The sequence below is a fragment of the Pseudomonas orientalis genome, assembly GCF_001439815.1.
GTDB lineage: Bacteria > Pseudomonadota > Gammaproteobacteria > Pseudomonadales > Pseudomonadaceae > Aquipseudomonas > Aquipseudomonas orientalis.
In genome coordinates this window covers 25,437-46,215 of sequence record NZ_JYLM01000018.1, presented here as the reverse complement: position 1 = coordinate 46,215, position 20,779 = coordinate 25,437, and the positions used below count along the sequence as shown (strand labels likewise).

Sequence of the window (20,779 nt, the reverse complement as noted above, 5' to 3'; positions counted from 1 at the left end):
AGCGACTTATGCCATTCACGCTGACAGGCTTGTGCGAATTTCGTGAAGAAATACGCAAAAGCCGCTTTATCACCCTGGCGGCGCCGATTACCAGCGCGCACGACGCCCAAGTGTTTATCGAGCAGCACAGCGACCTTAACGCGACGCACAACTGCTGGGCCTGGAAACTGGCCGACCAATACCGCAGCAACGACGACGGCGAACCCGGCGGCACCGCCGGGAGACCGATCCTGGCGGCCATCGAGGCGCAAGGCTTTGATCAAGTCGTCGTGCTGGTGATCCGCTGGTACGGCGGGATTCAACTGGGCACCGGTGGTCTGGCCCGTGCCTACGGCGGCGGCGCGAATAAGTGCCTGCAGAATGCCGAGCGCATTGAACTGATCAGTCGTGTACCGCTGAGGTGCGCCTGCGGTTTCTCCGAATTGAACCTGCTGAAGCTGCGCGTTGCCGAACTGGACGGGCTGGTCGTGGAAGAGACCTTCACCGCCAACGGCGTGGAGTTGCAACTGGCCCTGGGCGAAGCCCACATCGACACCTTGCAAACCCAGCTCGCCGACCTGAGCCGGGGACGTATCCTGCTGCAACGCTGAAGCTGCTACTGTTGCTCACCGCAACTCCCTGAACCGCGACTCTAAAGGAAGCTTTTCATGTCTACGCCAAAAACCGCACTGATCATCGGCGCCTCGCGCGGGCTGGGCCTCGGCCTGGTCAAGCAACTGCTGCAGGACGGCTGGGACGTGACCGCCACCGTGCGTGACCCGAACAAGGCCGACGCGCTGAAAGCCGTAGGCCCGGTGCAGATCGAAAAACTCGACATGGACGATCAGCAAGCCGTGATCGCCCTGGCCCAGCGCCTGAAAGACCGTACCTTCGACCTGCTGTTCGTCAATGCCGGCGTCAAGGGCCCCGCGAACCAGGAGCCTGGTCACGCCACACTGGCCGAAGTCGGCCAACTGTTTTTCACCAACGCCGTGGCCCCGATCAACCTGGCCCAGCGTTTTGTCGGGCAGATCCGCAAGGACACCGGCGTGCTGGCCTTCATGAGTTCGGTGCTGGGCAGCGTCACTATTCCCGACGGTTCGGACATGGCGCTGTACAAGGCCAGCAAGGCGGCCCTCAACTCCATGACCAACAGCTTTATCACCCAACTGGGCGAGCACAAACCAACGGTGTTATCGCTGCACCCGGGCTGGGTGAAAACCGACATGGGCGGCGAAAATGCGCACATCGATGTCGAGACCAGCGTGCGTGGGCTGGTGGATCAGGTAAATGCGTACACCGGCAAAGGCGGTCATCATTTTGTGGACTACAAGGGCGACACCATAGCCTGGTAATGGCCCAACTGTAGGAGCAAGCTTGCTCGCGAAGAACGCCCAGGCACCGCGTTAAACCAGACCGCCCGCGTTATCGTTGACGATTTTCGCGAGCAAGCTCGCTCCTACAGCGTTAGACTGCCACCTCGCCTTTACCGGCGACCCTGGATCAGCAGACAGGGCAACACTGAGCTGGCAAACCTGAACCCATCATTCAGAGGAGCCGGCCAATGCCTGCGACCCGTATCTGGTTAAAAAATCCCCTCGCGATCTTCACCGCCAATGGCCTCGATGCCCGTGGCGGCCTGGTGCTGCAAGACGGCGTCATCAGCGAAGTACTGGCCCAAGGGCAAGCACCTGCACAACCCTGTGCGCAGGTGTTCGATGCACGCGAGCATGTCGTCCTGCCCGGGCTGATCAACACGCACCACCATTTCTACCAGACCCTGACCCGCGCCTGGGCGCCGGTGGTCAACCAGCCGCTGTTTCCCTGGTTGAAAACCCTGTATCCGGTCTGGGCCCGACTGACCCCGGAAAAACTGGCCCTGGCATCGAAAGTGGCGCTCGCCGAATTGCTGCTCTCCGGTTGCACCACGGCGGCGGACCACCACTACCTGTTCCCCGACGGACTGGAACACGCCATTGATGTGCAGGTCGCCAGCGTGCGCGAGCTGGGTATGCGCGCCATGCTCACCCGCGGCTCCATGAGCCTGGGCGAAGCCGACGGCGGCCTGCCGCCGCAGCAGACCGTGCAACAGGGCCAGGTGATCCTCGACGACAGCCAACGCCTGATCCGCCAATACCACGAGCGCGGCGACGGGGCGCAGATCCAGATTGCCCTGGCGCCCTGCTCGCCGTTTTCCGTCACACCCGAAATCATGCAAGCCAGCGCCGAACTGGCCAACACGCTCGACGTGCGCCTGCACACGCACCTGGCCGAAACCCTCGACGAGGAAGACTTCTGCCTCCAGCGTTTCGGCCTGCGCACCGTGGACTATCTCGACAGCGTCGGCTGGCTCGGCCCGCGCACCTGGCTGGCTCACGGCATTCACTTCAACCCGGATGAAATCGCACGCCTGGGCGCTGCCGGCACGGGCATCTGCCATTGCCCGAGTTCGAATATGCGCCTGGCCTCCGGAATCTGCCCGACCCTCGACCTGCTCGCCGCCGGAGCCCCCATCGGCCTGGGCGTGGACGGCTCCGCTTCCAACGACGCCTCGAACATGATCTTGGAGGCGCGCCAGGCCCTTTACATCCAGCGCTTGCGTTACGGCGCCGAAAAAATCACCCCTGAAGGTGTGTTGGGTTGGGCGACCAAAGGCTCGGCGCAGTTGCTGGGGCGTACGGATATCGGAGAGTTGGCTGTAGGAAAGCAGGCTGATCTAGCGCTGTTCAAACTCGATGAGCTGCGCTTCTCAGGTAGCCACGACCCGATTTCAGCGCTGCTGCTGTGCGGCGCTGACCGAGCGGACCGCGTAATGATTGCGGGTCAATGGCGGGTAATCGACAGACAGGTGGAAGGCCTCGACCTGAAAGGCCTGATCGCCGATCACACCCAGGCGGCCCGGCAGTTGATCGCCGGAACCTGAGCCCAACACAGTCCAAAATGTGGGAGGGGGCTAGCCCCTTCCCACATTTGGTTTTATGGTGTGCTTGAAATCGGGTTACAGCCCCAGCAGCGACAGCATGATGAAGGTCGCAAACAGCACGAAATGGGTCATCCCTTCGATGGCATTGGTCTCGCCATCATTGAGGTTGATCGCACTGACAATCAGCGTAATAAACACCATCACCGTCTGCACCGGCGTCATTGCCATCTGGAACGGCTGGCCTGTATAGAGGGCCATGGCTTCCATCACCGGCACCGTCAGAATCACCGTCGACAGCGACGCACCCAGCGCGATATTTACCACCGACTGCATGCGATTGGCCAGGGCGGCGCGCAATGCCGTAAGAATTTCCGGCGCTGCGGAAATAGCCGCCACGACGATCGCGGTGATGACCGGCGGGGCGCCTGTGCCTTCCAGGCCCAGGTCGAGGGTCTTGGACATCACCTCGGCCAACGCGCCAATCACTATCACACCAAACACCAGGGTGCCGATCGAAAACGCGAGGTTCACGGGCTGCGCGTGCTCTTCTTCGGTTGATTTCTTGCGGCGTTTTTCCGGATAGCTGTAGCTGAAGAAATAACTGTGCGGGCCTACCTGCATTCTCAGGAACAAGGTGTAGAGCACCACCATCGCGCCGATAGTGAAGGCCGAGTAAATTTTCCAGTCGGCCTCGGGGATAAATTCAGGCACCACCATCGATACGCCCATGGCGGTGAGAATCATCACGCTGTAGGTGCGCGCCGAGTCATCGTTGTAGGACTGCTCGCCATGCTTGATGCCGCCCATCAGCGCGGCCAGTCCGAGGATGCCGTTGATATCGAGCATCACCGCCGAATAGATGGTGTCGCGCACCAGCGTGGGTGAAGGCTCGTTGCTCATCATGATTGCCAGGATCACCACTTCCACCAGCACGGCCGCCAGGGTCAGGATCATGGTGCCGTAGGGGTCGCCGACCTTTTCCGCCAGTTGTTCGGCGTGGTGGGCCACGCGCATCGACGCCATCACGATAAATGCAATCAAGGCGAGGCCGGCGAGCAACGCCACTACCTGCCCGCTGTGGAGCATCCAGTGTTCCAAGGGGTAGGCGGCAATGGCGGCAATCAGCGCCACCAACATGAATTTTTCTTGCTTGAGAGAAGTGAGCATGGGGGGCCTTTATGTACGGCAAATCAGTCATCGTTGGGGTACAGACTGCGCCACGCCGCTAACGTTTCGTTACACCTTAGTTCACATCGAACTTGTGCGAATAAATCAAATACTCTCCTGCTGGTCAGGTTTTGCCGATTATTTCAGCCATGGCCTGTAGAATGCCGCCATTGCACCTGATGAGATTTTAGATATGTACGATTGGCTCAACGCCCTGCCCAAGGCTGAACTGCACCTGCACCTGGAAGGCTCGCTGGAGCCTGAGCTGCTGTTCGCCCTGGCCGAACGCAACAAGATTGCGTTGCCGTGGAACGACGTCGAAACCCTGCGCAAGGCCTACGCCTTCAACAACCTGCAAGAGTTTCTCGACCTGTATTACAAGGGTGCCGATGTGCTGCGCACGTCCCAGGATTTCTACGACCTGACCTGGGCCTACCTGCTGCGCTGCAAAGCCCAGAACGTGATTCACACCGAACCCTTCTTCGACCCGCAAACCCACACCGACCGAGGCGTGCCCTTCGAAGTGGTGCTCAACGGCATCGCTGCCGCGCTCAAGGACGGCGAGCAGCAACTGGGCATCACCAGCGGCCTGATTCTCAGCTTCCTGCGCCACCTGAGCGAAGCCGAAGCCGAGAAAACCCTCGACCAGGCGCTGCCGTTCCGTGACGCGTTCGTCGCCGTGGGCCTGGACAGTTCGGAGATGGGTCACCCGCCGAGCAAGTTCCAGCGCGTGTTCGACCGCGCCCGTCACGAAGGCTTCCTCACCGTCGCCCACGCCGGCGAAGAAGGCCCGCCCGAGTACATCTGGGAAGCCATCGACCTGCTGAAAATCCAGCGCATCGACCACGGCGTGCGCGCCATCGAAGACGAGCGCCTGATGCAGCGCATCATCGACGAGCAGATCCCGCTGACCGTGTGCCCGTTGTCCAACACCAAGCTGTGCGTCTTCGACGACATGGCCCAGCACAACATCCTCGACATGCTTGAGCGTGGGGTGAAGGTCACGGTGAACTCGGATGACCCGGCCTACTTCGGCGGTTACGTCACCGAGAACTTCCACGCGCTGTACACCTCCCTGGGCATGACCCAGGACCAGGCCAAACGCCTGGCGCAGAACAGCCTGGATGCGCGACTGGTAAAGCCTTGACCGCCAGTTACTGAATGAATGGAGGCTAAATGTGGGAGGGGGCTTGCCCCCGATTGCAGTCTGTCAGACAGACATGTATTGACTAATACACCGCGATCGGGGGCAAGCCCCCTCCCACATGGTTTTGCGGTAACCCTAGATTTCAGTGAGTTCTTCCAACGTCTTGCCCTTGGTCTCCATTCCAAACACCCACACCACCAGCGCCGCCACCGCAAAACACAACGCGCCCAGGGCAAACACCCCGCCCTGCCCGGTTATCGGAAACACCAGCCCGGTCACCAGCGGCCCCAGCAACGACCCCACGCGACCAATCGCCGAGGCAAACCCGGACCCCGTCGCGCGCGCCGAGGTGGGATACAGCTCCGGCGTATAGGTGTACAACACCGCCCACATGCCAAATAGAAAGAACTGCATCAACAAGCCGGTCGTAATCAGCAGGCCGACATTGCCGCCAAACACCGCGCTCTGCCCATATAAAAACGCCATCACCCCGCCGCCCAGCAACGTCACCACGCACACCGGCTTGCGCCCCCAACGCTCGACCAGCCACGCAGCCATCAGGAAACCGGGTATCCCGCCCAGGGAAATGATCACCGTGTAATACACCGATTGCGTCACGGCAAAGCCTGACTGCTGCAGCAACGCACTCAACCACGAAGTCAGTCCGTAGAACCCGAGCAGGGCAAAGAACCAGACGCTCCAGATCATCATCGTGCGTTGACGGTACCGGGCCGACCACAACTGCTGGAAGGCCGAGAAGAACGTGCCCGGCGTACTCGCCACCCGCGGCAAGGCGACAGGCTCAGGCAACTCGGCGCCGCCAAGGGCGTCGCGCACCTTTTGCTCAATGCCCAGCAATACCTTGTCCGCCGCCTCGTGGCGCCCGGCCTGTTCCAGCCAGCGCGGCGATTCCGGAATGAAAAACCGGATGGCCAGTACAAATACCGCCGGCACCGCCAGCACCAGGAAAATGTCGCGCCAACCCACTACCGGCAGCAGGAAGTAAGACAGCACCCCGGCAGCGACAAATCCCAGCGGCCAAAAGCCATCCATCAACGCGATATACCGCCCGCGTCGCTTTGCCGGGATCAGCTCCGACAACATCGACTGGGCAATCGGAAATTCCATACCCATGCCAATACCCAGCAGGATGCGAAACAGCGTCAGCGTCTCGACCGTCTGCGCCGTGGAGCACAAGTAGCTGGCGACGCCCCACAACACGATGCTCCACTGGAACACCGGCTTGCGCCCGAAGCGATCGGCGAGCATTCCGGAGAGCGAAGCGCCGACCACCATGCCGAAAAAGCTCGAACTGGCCAGCAACCCGGCCTGGGCCGTACTCAGGCCGAACTCGGTTTTGATCGAGCCCAATAGAAACGTCATCATCGCCAGGTCCATGGAGTCGAAGAAAAACGCCAGGGCAATGATGATGAAAATGATTCGGTGGTAACCACTGACGGGCAACCGTTCCAACCGCTCTGCTGCGCTATAGCCCTGCATCCCCATGCCCCACCCCACGCGTGAAAAAACCCTTGGGCGAGTGTGCGACATCGCCTGCCCGGGCGCTGGCTGGATGCGACCTGACCGAAACTAGGAGCGACGCTCCGGCAATGCGGCCAATCGGTTGATGTGCGCAAGCCCGGCGTCGCTGACAGACAAGGCCCGGGATTCGTCGATGGCACTCACCCAGTTCGACTGCAAAAACAGCCGCAACAACCCCGCGCCGAGCGCACCGCCGACATGCGGTTGCTGCTGGCTCCAGTCGAAACAGTCACAGACCAGCGGCGACGAAAATGCCTGGATGAAAATACCCAGCTCCGCCAGATGCCGGGTGCCCTTGACCGTCACTTCGGTACGTTGTTCGTAGCGCTGGATCCACCCAGCCTGTGTCATCCGTTGGTACAGCCCGGCCGCCAGTTCACCGCCGAGGTGGTCGTGGCACACGCGGGCGCGACGCAACAGCGGCGGTGCCAGCAACGCGGGAGGCTGAATATCTGGCGCTGTGCGCGTCGCACTGGCCATGGTTGTCGTCGCCAGCGCATCGATGGCGGCACTGACGTCGGCCGCCGCCACGCGAAACAACCGCTTGCCCCGTCGCGCGTCGACCCGCAGCAGGCCGCTGCCGGTCAACCGCGCCAAATGGGCATTGGCCGACGCCGGCGACAGCCCGGCGAACCTGGCCAACTCCTCTGAAGATTTCGCCGAACCGTCCATCAATGCCCACACCATTGCGGTGCGCTTAGGCTCGGCAAGCAAGCTGGCGATACGACTGATACATGGTGCCTGTTCCATCTTTCGACTCCCCGTTGAACCGTTTTTCTGCTGCGGTTGGCGCCAAAGTATAGGGGCCAAAACAGCCGGTTCCATGACGTCTTACAGCCTGGATACGGACAGCACTTGAGCGAAATGTCCTGCTTTGCTGGAGGCCGTTACTTCACAGCGAATCGCTCCGACAGTTGCGCCGTCAATGTCGCACAACGGGACACGAGCATTTCCCGCAGCAAGTTGACGGGCTTGCTCAACTGCGCACGGTGCGCGCACAGCAGGTTAAGCGGTGTGCGCTCACCGCGCAGCTCCGGCAGGATCAAGTGCAGACGCCCGGCCACGACATCGGTACTCACATCCAGCCAGGACTTGTACGCAATGCCGACGCCCGCCACCGCCCAGCGGCGCACCACGTCGGCGTCGTCGCTGACGCGATCGCCCGAAACCGTCAGGCTGACCTCGCGCTTGCCGTCCAAAAAACGCCAATGGTCGTGCACGCGGTCAGCGAGCATATAGAGCAGGCAATTGTGCTGGGCCAGTTGCTCCAACTGCCGCGGCTCGCCGTGCCGGGCCAGATAACCGGGCGCCGCGCACAGCACCCGGACATTGTCAGGGGCAATGGGCAGGGCAACCAGGCTGGAGTCCTCGGGCTCGCCATAACGCAAGGCAATGTCCACCGGCTGACGGTACAGGTCGGCGATGCGATCTCCCAGCAGCAGGCGCACGCTCAGTTGCGGGTATTCACGCTGGAAATCATCCAACCAGGGTAACAACTGATTGCGCCCGAAATCCGAAGGCGCCGACAGCTGCAGCATGCCGCTGACATGGTCCTGCCCACTGGCCAGCAGGCGCCGCCCTTCATCCAGTGAATTCAACGCGGCGCGGGCGTAGGTGAGAAACCCCTCACCCTCGGCGGTCAAGCGCAGGCTGCGGGTGGAGCGTGCCAGTAGGCGCGTGCCCAGTTGGTGTTCTATGCGCTTCAACGCGGCGCTGGCGACCGCCGGGGACAGGTCCATCACCCGCGCGGCCGCCGACAGACTGCCCAGGTCCGCGGCCCGGACAAACAACTGCAAATCATCAAAGCGCAGCATCAATTTCCGCCAATTATCAATTTTTTATTGAAACAGACCTGTGTTTTAGCCGCTTTTATCTGTGCTGGAAATAGCCAATCATCTAGCCATCCCGTTTCCCATCGACCCGGAGTTGATATGTCGACCGCCTTTAACGTCATCGCCACACTGATTGCCAAGCCCGGCCAACAGGCCACTCTGGAAACCCTGCTGCGCGGTTTGCTCGAACCGACTCGCCTGGAACCCGGTTGCGAGCAGTACGACCTGCACCAGGATCTGCAACATCCCGAGACTTTTTACATGCTCGAGCGCTGGAGTGACGACGCGGCCCTGGCCGACCACGACCAGAGTGCGCATATCCAGGCGTTTCGAGCCCAGGCCGCCGAGGTGATCGAACACTTCGAACTCAAGCGCCTGAAGTTTCTCGCCTGACTACGCCCTTTTTTGTAGGAGCGAGCGTGCTCGCGAAAAACGCAAGGACGACGTGTTTAACCAGAAGTATCGCGTCATCGTTAACGATTTTCGCGAGCAAGCTCGCTCCTACATTGACCGTATTTACCCGGAGACATCATGAAAGCCATCGCCTATTACACGTCCCTGCCCATCAGCGACGTGAACGCCCTGCAAGACATCGAACTGCCCGAACCCGTCGCCGGGCCGCGTGACCTGCTGGTGGAAGTCAAAGCCATCTCGGTCAACCCGGTGGACACCAAGGTACGCCAGAACGTCGCCCCGGAAAACGGCGCCGCCAAGGTGCTCGGCTGGGACGTGGCCGGCGTGGTCAAGGCGGTCGGCAGCGAAGTGACGCTGTTCACGGCCGGTGACAAGGTGTTCTACGCCGGCTCCCTGGTTCGCCCAGGCGGCAACAGCCAACTGCACACCGTGGACGAACGCATCGTCGGCCATATGCCCAAGAGCCTGGGCTTTGCCGAAGCCGCCGCGCTGCCATTGACCGCCATCACCGCCTGGGAGTTGCTGTTCGAACGCCTGCAAATACCCGAGGGCAAACAGGACCTGGGCCAGAGCCTGCTGATTGTCGGCGCAGCGGGCGGCGTCGGCTCGATCCTGACCCAACTGGCCAGCCAGCTCACCGCGCTGAAAGTCATCGGCACCGCTTCGCGCCCGGAGACCCAGGAATGGGCCAAGGCCCTGGGCGCCGACTTGGTGATCGACCATAGCCAGCCGCTCTGCGAAGCACTCAAGCACGCCGGTCACCCGCAAGTGACCCATGTCGCCAGCCTGACCCAGACCGACCATCACCTGGACCAACTGGTGGAAGCCCTGCAGCCCCAGGGCAAGCTGGCGTTGATCGACGACCCCAAGGCGCTGGACGTGAGCACGCTCAAGCGCAAGAGCCTGTCGCTGCACTGGGAGTTCATGTACACCCGCTCGATGTTCGAGACACCGGACATGATCGAGCAGCACAACCTGCTCAACCGCGTGGCCGCGCTGATCGACGCCGGCACCTTGAAAACCACGCTCGGCGAGCACTTCGGCGTGATCAATGCGGCGAACCTGCGCCGTGCCCATGCGCTGCTGGAAAGCGGCAAGGCCAAGGGCAAGATCGTGTTGGAAGGGTTCTAAAAAACGGCTGTCAGTGTCGTCTGTTACTGATGTAAGTAATGGACGACACCATTAGTCCGAGAATTGACCTTTGTCATCTCTGTGAGCGCATACGGGTTTATATTGGCCGCCTTTGCCACGATTCTTTTACGTGAGGAAGTCAGCAATGAAGATCCTGATAAAAGCGTTAGCAAAAAAATCCCAATGGGAGGTCCGCCTGGACCAGAGGTCGATTATTTTTCACACCGAGGCCGAGGCCCGTGCTTTCGTCGACACCTTGCAAGCCCGCATCCAGGCCCCCCACCGTTTTCCCCTCAGCCAGCAACGCGCCGCCGGCTGATCGGCCCTTCAGGCCTGCGCCTGCGCGGCCCTGGCCCGTTGCAGGCGCACGGTCGCCATCGCAATCGTCACCGCCAGCACCCCGCACAGGCTGATGACCATTGCCATCGGCATCGCCGTGCCGTCGTGCAACACACCGACCAACGATGCCGCCCCCGCCGCCACACCGAACTGAATGCACCCGAGCAACGCCGACGCGCTGCCGGCGCGCGCGCCCTGCCCGTTCATGGCACACGCCGAGGTGTTGGGCAGAATGCAACCCAGGCTGGCGATACAGATAAACAGCGGCACCAGCAACGGCCACAGGGCTTCGGTGCGCAGCGCTGCAATCCCCAGCAGGGTCAATGCCGCCGCCACGTACACCCACACCGTACGCGAGAGCAAAAACGCCGGGCCACGCTTGGCCAGCAATCGCGCATTCAACTGGGCCACCAGGATAAAACCGGCGGCGTTGGAGCCGAACAGCCAGCCGTAATGCTCGGCGGGGACGCCATACAGCTTGATGAACACGAACGGTGAACCGGCGATATAAGCAAACATCCCGGCAATCGAGATGCCGCCGGTCAGGGCGTAACCCAGGTAGACCCGGTCCGACAACAGCGCGCCGTAGCGACGCAACGAGCCGGACAACGGCTGGCGCGGCTGATGCGCCGGAAAGGTTTCCGGCAAGCCCACCGCCACCGCAACGGCCGCCATCACGCTGAACAGCGACAGCGCCAGGAAAATCGACTGCCAGCCCCACAGCCCCACCATCAGCCCGCCCGCCAGCGGCGCGAGGATCGGCGCCAGGCCCGTGACCAGCATCAGTTGCGAATACACCTTGGCCGAGCCCACGGCGTCGCATTTGTCACTCACCACCGCCCGCGAGATCACCATGCCCGCGCAGCCGCCGAGGGCCTGCACGAAACGCGCACCGATCAGCCATTCCAGGGACGGCGCATAGGCGCAGGCGAAGGACGCGAGGGTAAACAGCGTGACGCCACTGAGCAGCGGCCCGCGCCGGCCAAAGCGGTCGGCCAGCGGGCCGTAGATCAATTGGCCGATGGCCAGCCCGGCGAAATACACCGCCAGGGTCAGTTGGATATGTTTTTCGTCGGTAGCAAAGGCGCTCGCCATCGCCGGGAAGCCCGGCAGGTAAAAGTCGATCGCCAACGGCGCGAAGGCGCTCAAGGCGCCAAGGATCAGAATTATGCGAAGGTTCATCAGGCACCCAAGTGAGTCGGCAGCCCGACAGTCTAGCCGCGCTTGGGTGCCTTGAACATTAAGATAGCTCGCTAACTATTAAAAATCAGACGACGGTGTAGCCTTCTTCCTTGATCAACTGTGCGATGGCTTCGCGCTCCAGCTGGCTTTGTACCCTGACCTGCTTTGCCGCGAGATCGACGGTGACCTCGGCACCTGCGTCCTGGCTCTGCACCGCCTGGGTCACCGCCCGAATGCAATGGCCGCAGGTCATTCCTTCAACGTTGAATACTTGCATGACATGACTCCTTTGATGAGGTGGAACCCAGTCTCGACCTTGCCATGATGGCAAGGTCAAGTTTCAAAAAAAACGGCCGGGCTGGTATTCGACGGCGACGTCGGCCAAGCTTCAACTTTATCGATGTGACCCACGGAGCATTCGCCATGCGCTGGTCGTTTTTTGCCCTTGCCGGCCTGATGAGTTTTTCTGCTGTTGCGCCCGCCGCTGAAGACTATGCGGTGCTGATCATTTCCCGCGAGCGCCTGGAAGTGCCGACCACCTGTGAAATCGGCCTGTACATCCAGGATCAACTGGCCGGCCGCCTGTTTCAGGAGGAGTCCACTTCATTCAACCTGCCTGCCGGCAATGTGTCACTGCGTCTGAAACTGTTGCCGGGGCAATCGCCGGGATGCCTGCCCGGCTTGCTCGCCCCGCCCGCGCAGAACATCACGCTCAAGGCCGGTGACGTGCGCAAGCTGCGTATCGCCCAAGGTCCGGACGGCATGTACCTCAAAGCCGCCGAGCTGGGCTATTAAGCCGGTAAATCAAGACGCTTGACCTTACCCACAGGTCAAGGTTGATGCTAGGGGCATTGTCTTGCGGAGGATTGCCCCATGAATGGAACCATCACCTTTGACCTGCCCATCGGCGGCATGACCTGCGCCAGTTGCGCCGGCCGTGTGGAGCGTGCGCTGGGCAAAGTGCCGGGGGTGCAGCGCGTCAGCGTCAACCTGGCCAACGAACGTGCCCACATTGAAGTACTCGGCCAGATGGACCCCGGCGTCCTGATCGCCGCCGTCGACAAAGCCGGCTACACCGCCACCCTGCCCCAGGCTGAAACCATCACCCAGGCCGATCAAGCCCGGCGCCTGCATCGCGAACGCTGGGCGCTGATGCTGGCGATCGTGCTGGCGTTGCCCCTGGTGCTGCCGATGCTGGTCGAACCCTTTGGCCTGCACTGGATGCTTCCCGCCTGGGTGCAGTTCGCCCTGGCCACGCCGGTACAATTCATCCTGGGTGCGCGCTTTTACCGTGCCGCCTGGAAAGCCGTGCGCGCCGGCGCGGGCAATATGGACCTGCTGGTGGCGATCGGCACCAGTGCCGGTTACGGCCTGAGCGTCTATCAATGGCTCACCCGGCCCGCTCCGCATTTGTATTTCGAAGCCTCGGCCGTGGTGATCGCACTGGTGTTGTTGGGCAAATACCTGGAGAGCCGCGCCAAGCGCCAGACCGCCGGCGCCATTCGCGCCCTCGAAGCCTTGCGCCCCGAGCGGGCGGTGCGCGTGCTGGAGGGCCGTGAAGAAGAGATCGCCATCACCGCGCTCAAGCTCGGTGACCTGGTCATGGTCAAGCCCGGCGAACGCTTCCCGGTGGATGGCGAGGTCGTCGATGGCCAAAGCCATGCCGATGAAGCGCTGATCAGCGGCGAAAGCCTGCCGGTGCCGAAACAACCGGGCGACCGGGTCACCGGCGGCGCGATCAACGGCGAAGGTCGCCTGCTGGTGCGTACCCAGGCCCTGGGCGCGGAAAGCGTATTGGCCCGGATCATCCGCCTGGTCGAGGACGCCCAGGCCGCCAAGGCACCGATCCAGAAACTGGTGGATAAAGTCAGCCAGGTATTCGTGCCGACGGTGCTGGTAGTGGCGTTGCTCACCCTGGCGGGCTGGTGGCTGTACGGCGCGCCCCTGGAGAGCGCGATCATCAACGCGGTGGCGGTACTGGTGATCGCCTGCCCGTGCGCCCTGGGCCTGGCGACGCCGACGGCAATCATGGCCGGCACCGGCGTCGCCGCGCGCCACGGCATTCTGATCAAGGATGCCGAGGCGCTGGAGCATGCCCACGCGGTCAGCGCCGTGGTATTCGACAAGACCGGCACCCTGACCTCGGGCGCGCCGAAAATCGCCCATTTGGCGGCGGTGGATGGCAACGTGTCGCTGATGCTGCAACAGGCGGGAGCCCTGCAGCGTGGCAGCGAGCATCCGCTGGCCAAGGCTGTTTTGGATGCCTGTGACGAGCAAGGGCTGAAGCTGGCCGATGTGAGTACCAGCCAGTCCCTGACCGGACGCGGTATCGCCGGCACCCTTGACGGGCGGCAACTGGCCCTGGGCAATCGGCGTCTGCTGGAGGAAACCGGCCTTGGCGCCGGCTCGTTGAGTCAGCGTGCGACGGCGTGGGAAGCCGAAGGCCGCACCCTGTCCTGGCTGATCGAACAAGGCGCACATCCGCGCGTGCTGGGGCTGTTCGCGTTTGGCGACACGCTCAAGCCTGGCGCACTGCACGCCGTGCAGCAACTCAAGGCGCAGCACATCAGCAGCCACCTGCTCACCGGCGATAACCGCGGCAGCGCGCGGGTGGTCGCAGAGGCGCTGGGCATCGACGATGTACACGCCGAAGTGCTGCCCGCCGACAAAGCCGCCACCGTGACCGCGCTGAAGAAAACCGGCGTGGTGGCCATGGTCGGCGACGGCATCAACGACGCACCGGCCCTGGCCGCGGCCGATATCGGCATCGCCATGGGCGGCGGCACCGACGTGGCCATGCACGCCGCCGGCATCACCCTGATGCGCGGCGACCCGCGCCTGGTGCCGGCGGCCCTTGAGATCAGCCGCAAGACCTACGCAAAAATCCGCCAGAACCTGTTCTGGGCCTTTGTGTATAACTTGATCGGCATTCCACTGGCGGCCTTCGGCCTGCTCAACCCGGTGCTGGCAGGCGCCGCGATGGCGTTGTCCAGCGTCAGTGTGGTGAGCAATGCGTTGCTGCTCAAAACCTGGAAACCCAAGGACCTGGAGGATCAACACCCATGAATATCGGCCAAGCCGCTCGCCAAAGCGGGCTGAGCGCGAAGATGATTCGCTACTACGAATCCATCGGCCTGCTCAAGGCAGCCCATCGCAGCGAGAGTGGCTATCGCCTCTACGGCGCCGACGATCTGCACACCCTGGCCTTTATCAAACGCTCGCGGGACCTGGGGTTTTCACTGGAAGAAGTCGGCAAGCTGCTGACCTTGTGGCAGGACCGCCAGCGCGCCAGCGCCGACGTGAAAGCCCTGGCACGCCAGCATATCGATGAGCTGAATCAGAAGATCCGCGAGTTTGAGCAACTGCGCGACACGTTGCAGGACCTGGTCGAACACTGCCACGGCGACCATCGGCCGGATTGCCCGATTCTCAAGGAATTGGCGTCAGGCAAGCGCTGCACCTGAGTGGCTGCACACAAAACCCATGTGCGAGGGGGCTGGCCCTAATACCGGTCTGTAGGAGCGAGCTTGCTCGCGAAAAACGTCAACGATAACGCGTGCTTCCTGAATGAACGCGGTGCCTGTGAGTTTTTCGCGAGCAAGCTCGCTCCTACAATCCGCCATCGGGGGCAAGCCCCTCCCACATGTTGATCTTCATCTACCCGAAGTTCACTGCATCCAGGGCGGCGGCGGTTCTTCTGCCGTCTTGGCCGTTGGCGCATCATCCGCCGCACGAATCGCTTGCTTGCGCTCTTCGTCCAGCCGCGCCGCTTCGATCTCGCGGATCACACCGCCCACGTCCGCCAGTTCTTCCGGCTCGTCGAACTCACCGGTGAGGATGCTGGCTGGGTGCAAGGTGCCGGCTTCGTACAGCGCCCACATTTCCTTGGCGTACTTGGTCTTCTTCAGTTCCGGGGCAAAGCGCCCGAAGTAGGAAGCCATGTTGCCCACGTCCCGCTCCAGCATGTTGAATGCGTGGTTGTTGCCCGCCGCATCCACCGCCTGGGGCAGGTCGATGATCACAGGACCCGTTGGCGTGAGCAGTACGTTGAACTCGGACAGGTCACCGTGCACCAGCCCGGTACACAGCATCAGTACGATCTGGGAAATCAGGAAGGCGTGGTATTCGCGCGCCTGGTCCGGCTCCAGCGTCACGTCGTTCAGGCGCGGCGCCGCATCGCCGTACTCATCGGCCACCAGTTCCATCAACAGCACGCCTTCAAGGAAGTCGTACGGCTTGGGCACGCGAACGCCCGCTCCGGCCAGGCGGAACAACGCCGCCACTTCGGCGTTCTGCCAGGCATCCTCGGTTTCTTTCTTGCCGAACTTGGAGCCTTTGGCCATGGCCCGGGCCTGGCGGCTGTTACGGACCTTGCGGCCTTCCTGGTATTCGGACGCCTGACGAAAACTTCGTTTATTCGCCTCCTTGTAAACCTTGGCGCAACGCAATTCGTTGCCGCAGCGCACCACATAAACAGCTGCTTCTTTACCACTCATGAGTGGGCGCAGCACTTCGTCGACCAGACCGTCTTCGATCAGGGGTTCAATGCGTTTAGGAGTCTTCATCAGCTTTTATTGTGGGTCCTGTATTACCAAACACGCGTGTGGCACTCGTTATACGGCAATCCACTCGTTGGAGGGAGAGGCTACCGCAATTTCCTGCAGGAGCGAGCTTGCTCGCGAAGAACTCAAAGGCAACGCGTTTATCCAGGATGCACGCGTTATCCGTGACATCTTTGGCGAGCAAGCTCGCTCCTGCAAGGGGGATTCGTCAAGCCTCGTTCATCGTTCAATAATCGCCGTCACACCCTGGCCCCCCGCCGCACAGATCGAAATCAAGCCACGCCCTTTGCCCGCCGCCTCCAGCAACTTGGCCAGGTTGGCGACAATGCGCCCACCGGTTGCGGCAAATGGATGCCCGGCGGCCAGTGAACTGCCCTTGACGTTCAGACGGCTGCGGTCGATGGCGCCCAGCGGCGCCTCCAGGCCCAGGCGCGTTTTGCAGTAATCGGCGTCTTCCCAGGCCTTGAGCGTGCACAACACCTGAGCGGCGAAGGCTTCGTGGATCTCGTAGTAATCGAAGTCCTGCAGCGTCAGGCCATTCCTCGCCAACAGACGCGGTACGGCGTACACCGGCGCCATCAGCAGGCCTTCGGCACCGTTGACGAAATCCACCGCCGCCGCTTCGCCATCGCGCAGGTAGGCGAGGATCGGCAAGCCGCGCTCCCTGGCCCAGGCCTCGCTGCCCAGCAGCACCAATGATGCGCCGTCGGTCAGCGGTGTGGAGTTGCCGGCGGTGAGCGTGCCCTTTTCGCTGCGTTCGAACGCGGGCTTGAGCGCGGCGAGCTTTTCCAGGCTCAGGTCGGGGCGCAGGTTGTTGTCGCGGGTAAGGCCCAGAAACGGCGTGAGCAAATCGTTGTGCCAGCCTTCGGCGTAGGCGGCGGCCATTTTCTGGTGGCTCTCAAGTGCCAGTTTGTCCTGCTCGGCGCGGGGGATCTGCCAGGTCTGCGCCATCAGCTCGCAGTGCTGGCCCATCGATAACCCGGTGCGCGGTTCACCGTTGCGCGGCAGCTGGGGCTTGAGGTGATGCGGACGAAGTTGTAACAGGATTTTAAGCTTATCCGCCATGGACTTGCTGCGGTTGGCTTGCAGCAACAGGTTGCGCAAGCCTTCATTCACCCCGATCGGCGCATCGGAAGTGGTGTCCACCCCACCGGCAATGCCGCATTCGATCTGGCCCAGGGCAATCTTGTTGGCCACCAGCAAGGCCGCCTCCAGCCCGGTGCCGCAGGCCTGCTGCACGTCGTAGGCCGGGGTTTGTGGCGACAGGCGCGAGCCCAGCACGCATTCGCGGGTGAGGTTGAAGTCGCGGGAATGCTTGAGCACCGCGCCGGCCGCCACTTCACCGATGCGCAGGCCGTGCAGGTTGAAACGTTCGATCAGGCCTTCCAGAGCGGCGGTGAGCATCGCCTGGTTACTGGCCGTGGCGTAGGGGCCGTTGGAGCGGGCGAAGGGAATGCGATTACCGCCAATGATCGCCACACGGCGCAATTGAGTCATGGAAAGCTGCCTCTGTCTGTTATGGGCTTGATCACTGAGCCTAGTCGAACGACTGCTACCCTGGGATGGTCAACCCTTTGAACCCCAGTCTTCGGAGAGCGTTCCATGTCTGACCGTTATATCGACTTCGCCAACTCCAGCCTCGGCCATCGCCTGGTCGCCGCCCTTGGCCTGCCGTCACCGGTACGCCTGGAACGCTGGCAAGCCGGGCGCCTGCGCCCGGTGGAAGGGGCGCTGCTGCTGGGCGGCGGCGCGCTGGCGAGCAAGGTCCTGCCGTTTGCCAACAAACTCACCGATGCGCTGTACAGCTATGGTGCCCAAACGCTGGACGCGCCGGCGTGGATTCCCGGGCACGGTCCCAAACTCAAAGCCGTGGTGTTCGACGCCAGTGAATTGCAACACACCGACCAGCTCAAGCAGTTGCGCGAATTTTTCCAGCCCTTGCTGAAAAACCTCGCTCACAGCGCACACCTGGTGATTCTTGGCCGCGCGCCGGAAAGCCTCAGCGACCCGTTCGCCGCCAGCGCCCAGCGCGCCCTGGAAGGGTTCAGCCGCTCCCTGGCCAAGGAGCTGCGCAGCGGCGGTGTGCTGCAGTTGCTGTACGTGGGCGACGGTGCCGAGGACCAGCTGGAAGGCGCGTTGCGGTTTTTCCTGTCCCCCAAGAGTGCCTATATCTCTGGGCAAGTGATTCGCCTGGAAGCCTGCGCCACGCCGGTTGAAGACTGGACCCGCCCGCTGGCCGGGCGCAGGGCGCTGGTGACCGGCGCAGCCCGGGGTATTGGCGCCTCCATCGCCGAAACCCTGGTGCGCGACGGCGCCGAGGTGACCCTGTTGGATGTGCCCCAAGCCAAGGCCGACCTCGACGCCCTGGCGGCACGCTTGAACGCGCAGACCCTCACGCTGGATATCTGCGCCGAAGACGCCGCCGCCCGGTTGATCGAACACCTGCCCGACGGCCTCGATATTCTGGTGCACAACGCCGGTATCACCCGTGACAAGACCCTGGCCAACATGACCCCGGAATACTGGGACGCCGTGCTGGCGGTCAATCTCAACGCACCGCAGGTGCTGACCCAGGCACTGCTCGACAGCGGCACCCTGCACGACAATGCCCGCGTAGTGCTGCTGGCCTCCATCAGTGGCATTGCCGGCAATCGCGGGCAAACCAACTATGCCGCAAGCAAGGCCGGGTTGATCGGCTTGGCCCAGGCATGGGCACCGCTGCTGAAAACCCGTGGGATCAGCATCAATGCCGTCGCGCCCGGTTTTATCGAAACCCAAATGACCGCGCATATCCCGTTTGCCCTGCGCGAGGCCGGGCGGCGCATGAGTTCGCTGGGTCAAGGCGGCGTGCCGCAGGACGTCGCCGAAGCCGTGGCCTGGCTGAGCCAGCCGGGCTCGGGGGCCGTCAGCGGCCAGGCGCTGCGGGTGTGTGGGCAAAGTCTTCTGGGAGCGTGACTATGCAATGGCAGACGTTGGACAGCACGCCGTTTCTACCACCGCTGTACTGGCGTGCGGCGCTCAAGCGCAAGATCACCGGCAGCGCACTGCCCGAACACGGCTTGCGCTGCCAGGTGCGGGTCGATCCCAAGGCTGTCGCGGCGTACCGCAAGGTCTGCGGGTTTGCCGACAGCCCGATGTTGCCGCCGACCTATCCGCATATCCTGGCGTTCGGCCTGCAGATGCAACTGCTGACCGACAAGGCGTTTGCATTCCCGTTGCTGGGGCTGATCCACCTGAGCAACCGCATCCGAATCCATCGGCCCCTGGGCAGTGTGAACGAGCTGACCGTCGGCGTGTATACGTGCAATCTCAAGCCGCACGCCAAAGGCGCGACCTTCGATGTGGTGACCGTGGTCGAGGACGCCCTCGGGTTGCTCTGGGAAGCCGAAAGCACAATGTTATGCCGGGGTGCGAAGCTTGCGGGCGAGACCATGGATAATGGGTTGTCTGTGCACACGCCCCTCAGCGAACTGTCCCGCTGGAAAGCCCCCGCCGATATCGGCCGCCGCTACGCCCGCGTGTCCGGCGATTACAACCCGATTCATCTCAGCGCACCGACGGCCAAGCTGTTCGGCTTCCCCCAGGCCATCGCTCACGGGCTGTGGAACAAGGCCCGCACTCTGGCGGCAATGGGCGAGCAACTGCCGCTCGCCAATGTCGACATTGAAGTTGAATTCAAAAAACCCGTACGCCTGCCCGGCGAAGTGACCTTAATGACCAGCGGCGCCGGCTCAAGTGGCGAGTTCGTATTGAACGGCGCGGGGGCTATCGAGCATATGCTTGGGAGATGGCAACCCATTGCCTGAACCACAGCTACACGCTGCTGGCTTTGAGTTACCAGAGGGGGAATGCCATTTGTCGCTTAAAGCTTGAGATTTTTAGCTGCGGCTAAGGGAAACAAACTATTGAGCGTATCGAGCAGTCGTGCGAGGTAGATGGGCTTGCGAAACAAGTCCATCACCTGCAGGCGCAGCATATCGCTGACGTCATCCATCTCGGCATGGCCGGACATCACGATCACCGGCAGGTGGGAGCGAGAGGTGTGTTCGCGCAGGCGCTTGATCAGGGAGATACCGCTTTCCTCGGGCATGCGCAGGTCGGTAATGACCAGGGCGATGTCGGGGTGCAGGGTGAGTTCCTGCAGGGCGAATGTCACGGAGGTGGCGGTAAAACAAACGAAGCCCTCGTCCTCCAGCGATTCCGCCAGCTCAATGAGGGCATCTTCTTCGTCGTCCACCAGCAGGATTTGCTGGCGGGTCAGTTGGCTTGGAGATGCAGCAACATTCATGGGCACGTCCTGACCAATCAACAACGGGAACTCAAGGGGAAATTGCTGTACCGATCCTGGTAAAGAAGGCAGCGATCTGCGGCTCCAGCGTTGTCCCGGCGGCGAGTATCACCAGCGCTACAATCGCCACAAGAATAAGGTATTCGATGGCTGTCGCGCCGTCTTTACGATGAAACAACAATTGGAATTGAACGTAAAGCTTCATCAACAGAGCAAGGACCATAACACTTCTCCTCAGGCGATTGGCGCCTTAATTCCGGTACCGCACGGTAA

The 20,779-nt window shown here is 62.2% G+C and carries 22 protein-coding genes; 12 read left to right on the top strand and 10 right to left on the bottom strand.

Annotated features, from left to right (window positions below):
• The first annotated feature begins 8 nt into the window (after nucleotides 1-8).
• The 3 genes from TU82_RS27070 to TU82_RS27060 all read left to right on the top strand — a co-directional run bounded on the left by TU82_RS27070 (nucleotide 9) and on the right by TU82_RS27060 (nucleotide 2,902).
• Nucleotides 9-590, top strand: a complete 582-nt coding sequence (locus tag TU82_RS27070) for an IMPACT family protein (protein WP_057726416.1) — start codon at nucleotides 9-11, stop codon at nucleotides 588-590.
• A gap of 57 nt (nucleotides 591-647) precedes the next feature.
• Nucleotides 648-1,334 (top strand): SDR family oxidoreductase, encoded by a 687-nt coding sequence (locus TU82_RS27065; RefSeq protein WP_057726414.1) that lies wholly within the window; start codon nucleotides 648-650, stop codon nucleotides 1,332-1,334.
• Between the two features lie 209 nt (nucleotides 1,335-1,543).
• Nucleotides 1,544-2,902 (top strand): 8-oxoguanine deaminase, encoded by a 1,359-nt coding sequence (locus TU82_RS27060; protein ID WP_057726412.1) that lies wholly within the window; start codon nucleotides 1,544-1,546, stop codon nucleotides 2,900-2,902.
• Between the two features lie 75 nt (nucleotides 2,903-2,977).
• On the opposite strand, the gene TU82_RS27055 is transcribed toward TU82_RS27060, so the two are convergent.
• Entirely contained in the window at nucleotides 2,978-4,069 is a 1,092-nt protein-coding gene (locus TU82_RS27055) for a calcium:cation antiporter (protein ID WP_057726410.1), read from the bottom strand.
• A 193-nt stretch (nucleotides 4,070-4,262) separates the two neighbouring features.
• Between TU82_RS27055 and TU82_RS27050 the strand changes: the two genes are divergently transcribed.
• On the top strand, nucleotides 4,263-5,216 hold the full coding sequence (locus tag TU82_RS27050; protein ID WP_043051475.1) for an adenosine deaminase: 954 nt from the start codon (nucleotides 4,263-4,265) through the stop codon (nucleotides 5,214-5,216).
• 135 nt (nucleotides 5,217-5,351) lie between these two features.
• On the opposite strand, the gene TU82_RS27045 is transcribed toward TU82_RS27050, so the two are convergent.
• From TU82_RS27045 to TU82_RS27035, 3 genes are all read right to left on the bottom strand, one after another.
• Complete coding sequence (locus tag TU82_RS27045; RefSeq protein ID WP_057726409.1) at nucleotides 5,352-6,722, bottom strand: MFS transporter; 1,371 nt, start codon at nucleotides 6,720-6,722, stop codon at nucleotides 5,352-5,354.
• A gap of 84 nt (nucleotides 6,723-6,806) precedes the next feature.
• Nucleotides 6,807-7,508 (bottom strand): ArsR/SmtB family transcription factor, encoded by a 702-nt coding sequence (locus tag TU82_RS27040; RefSeq protein WP_057726407.1) that lies wholly within the window; start codon nucleotides 7,506-7,508, stop codon nucleotides 6,807-6,809.
• 137 nt (nucleotides 7,509-7,645) lie between these two features.
• Nucleotides 7,646-8,572, bottom strand: a complete 927-nt coding sequence (locus TU82_RS27035) for a LysR family transcriptional regulator (protein ID WP_057726405.1) — start codon at nucleotides 8,570-8,572, stop codon at nucleotides 7,646-7,648.
• A gap of 117 nt (nucleotides 8,573-8,689) precedes the next feature.
• On the opposite strand from TU82_RS27035, the gene TU82_RS27030 reads away from it, so the two are divergent.
• The 3 genes from TU82_RS27030 to TU82_RS28965 all read left to right on the top strand — a co-directional run bounded on the left by TU82_RS27030 (nucleotide 8,690) and on the right by TU82_RS28965 (nucleotide 10,454).
• Entirely contained in the window at nucleotides 8,690-8,983 is a 294-nt protein-coding gene (locus tag TU82_RS27030) for a putative quinol monooxygenase (protein WP_057726403.1), read from the top strand.
• 138 nt (nucleotides 8,984-9,121) lie between these two features.
• Nucleotides 9,122-10,135, top strand: coding sequence for a zinc-binding alcohol dehydrogenase family protein (locus TU82_RS27025; RefSeq protein WP_057726401.1), 1,014 nt, complete (start codon nucleotides 9,122-9,124; stop codon nucleotides 10,133-10,135).
• A 145-nt stretch (nucleotides 10,136-10,280) separates the two neighbouring features.
• Nucleotides 10,281-10,454: a hypothetical protein gene (locus TU82_RS28965; RefSeq protein ID WP_164485079.1), complete on the top strand. Its 174-nt coding sequence runs from the start codon at nucleotides 10,281-10,283 to the stop codon at nucleotides 10,452-10,454.
• Nucleotides 10,455-10,462: 8 nt separating this feature from the next.
• Here TU82_RS28965 and TU82_RS27020 read toward each other — a convergent pair whose 3' ends face one another.
• Together TU82_RS27020 and TU82_RS27015 are read right to left on the bottom strand one after the other, a co-directional pair.
• Nucleotides 10,463-11,656 (bottom strand): multidrug effflux MFS transporter, encoded by a 1,194-nt coding sequence (locus TU82_RS27020; protein ID WP_057726399.1) that lies wholly within the window; start codon nucleotides 11,654-11,656, stop codon nucleotides 10,463-10,465.
• Nucleotides 11,657-11,741: 85 nt separating this feature from the next.
• A complete protein-coding gene (locus tag TU82_RS27015; protein ID WP_057726398.1) occupies nucleotides 11,742-11,933 on the bottom strand; it encodes a heavy-metal-associated domain-containing protein in 192 nt (63 codons plus the stop codon).
• 146 nt (nucleotides 11,934-12,079) lie between these two features.
• Here TU82_RS27015 and TU82_RS27010 point away from each other — a divergent pair, with 146 nt between their 5' ends.
• The 3 genes from TU82_RS27010 (at nucleotide 12,080) to cueR (ending at nucleotide 15,120) form a co-directional block, all read left to right on the top strand.
• Entirely contained in the window at nucleotides 12,080-12,451 is a 372-nt protein-coding gene (locus TU82_RS27010; protein ID WP_057726396.1) for a hypothetical protein, read from the top strand.
• A 78-nt stretch (nucleotides 12,452-12,529) separates the two neighbouring features.
• Complete coding sequence (locus TU82_RS27005) at nucleotides 12,530-14,722, top strand: heavy metal translocating P-type ATPase (RefSeq protein ID WP_057726394.1); 2,193 nt, start codon at nucleotides 12,530-12,532, stop codon at nucleotides 14,720-14,722.
• On the top strand, nucleotides 14,719-15,120 hold the full coding sequence (cueR, locus tag TU82_RS27000; protein WP_057726392.1) for a Cu(I)-responsive transcriptional regulator: 402 nt from the start codon (nucleotides 14,719-14,721) through the stop codon (nucleotides 15,118-15,120). The genes TU82_RS27005 and cueR overlap by 4 nt, the downstream gene beginning before the upstream one ends.
• Nucleotides 15,121-15,324: 204 nt before the next feature.
• Here cueR and TU82_RS26995 read toward each other — a convergent pair whose 3' ends face one another.
• Entirely contained in the window at nucleotides 15,325-16,221 is an 897-nt protein-coding gene (locus tag TU82_RS26995; RefSeq protein WP_057726390.1) for a PA4780 family RIO1-like protein kinase, read from the bottom strand.
• A gap of 216 nt (nucleotides 16,222-16,437) precedes the next feature.
• Nucleotides 16,438-17,715: an acetyl-CoA C-acetyltransferase gene (locus TU82_RS26990; RefSeq protein WP_057726388.1), complete on the bottom strand. Its 1,278-nt coding sequence runs from the start codon at nucleotides 17,713-17,715 to the stop codon at nucleotides 16,438-16,440.
• Between the two features lie 105 nt (nucleotides 17,716-17,820).
• Between TU82_RS26990 and TU82_RS26985 the strand changes: the two genes are divergently transcribed.
• Together TU82_RS26985 and TU82_RS26980 are read left to right on the top strand one after the other, a co-directional pair.
• Nucleotides 17,821-19,173 carry a 3-oxoacyl-ACP reductase gene (locus TU82_RS26985; RefSeq protein ID WP_057726386.1) on the top strand — a complete coding sequence of 451 codons (1,353 nt, stop codon included), beginning with the start codon at nucleotides 17,821-17,823 and terminating at the stop codon, nucleotides 19,171-19,173.
• 2 nt (nucleotides 19,174-19,175) lie between these two features.
• On the top strand, nucleotides 19,176-20,024 hold the full coding sequence (locus TU82_RS26980) for a MaoC/PaaZ C-terminal domain-containing protein (RefSeq protein ID WP_057726384.1): 849 nt from the start codon (nucleotides 19,176-19,178) through the stop codon (nucleotides 20,022-20,024).
• A gap of 56 nt (nucleotides 20,025-20,080) precedes the next feature.
• Here TU82_RS26980 and TU82_RS26975 read toward each other — a convergent pair whose 3' ends face one another.
• A complete protein-coding gene (locus TU82_RS26975) occupies nucleotides 20,081-20,506 on the bottom strand; it encodes a response regulator (RefSeq protein ID WP_057726382.1) in 426 nt (141 codons plus the stop codon).
• 31 nt (nucleotides 20,507-20,537) lie between these two features.
• Nucleotides 20,538-20,729 carry a Flp family type IVb pilin gene (locus TU82_RS26970; protein WP_057726380.1) on the bottom strand — a complete coding sequence of 64 codons (192 nt, stop codon included), beginning with the start codon at nucleotides 20,727-20,729 and terminating at the stop codon, nucleotides 20,538-20,540.
• Nucleotides 20,730-20,779 lie beyond the last annotated feature (50 nt).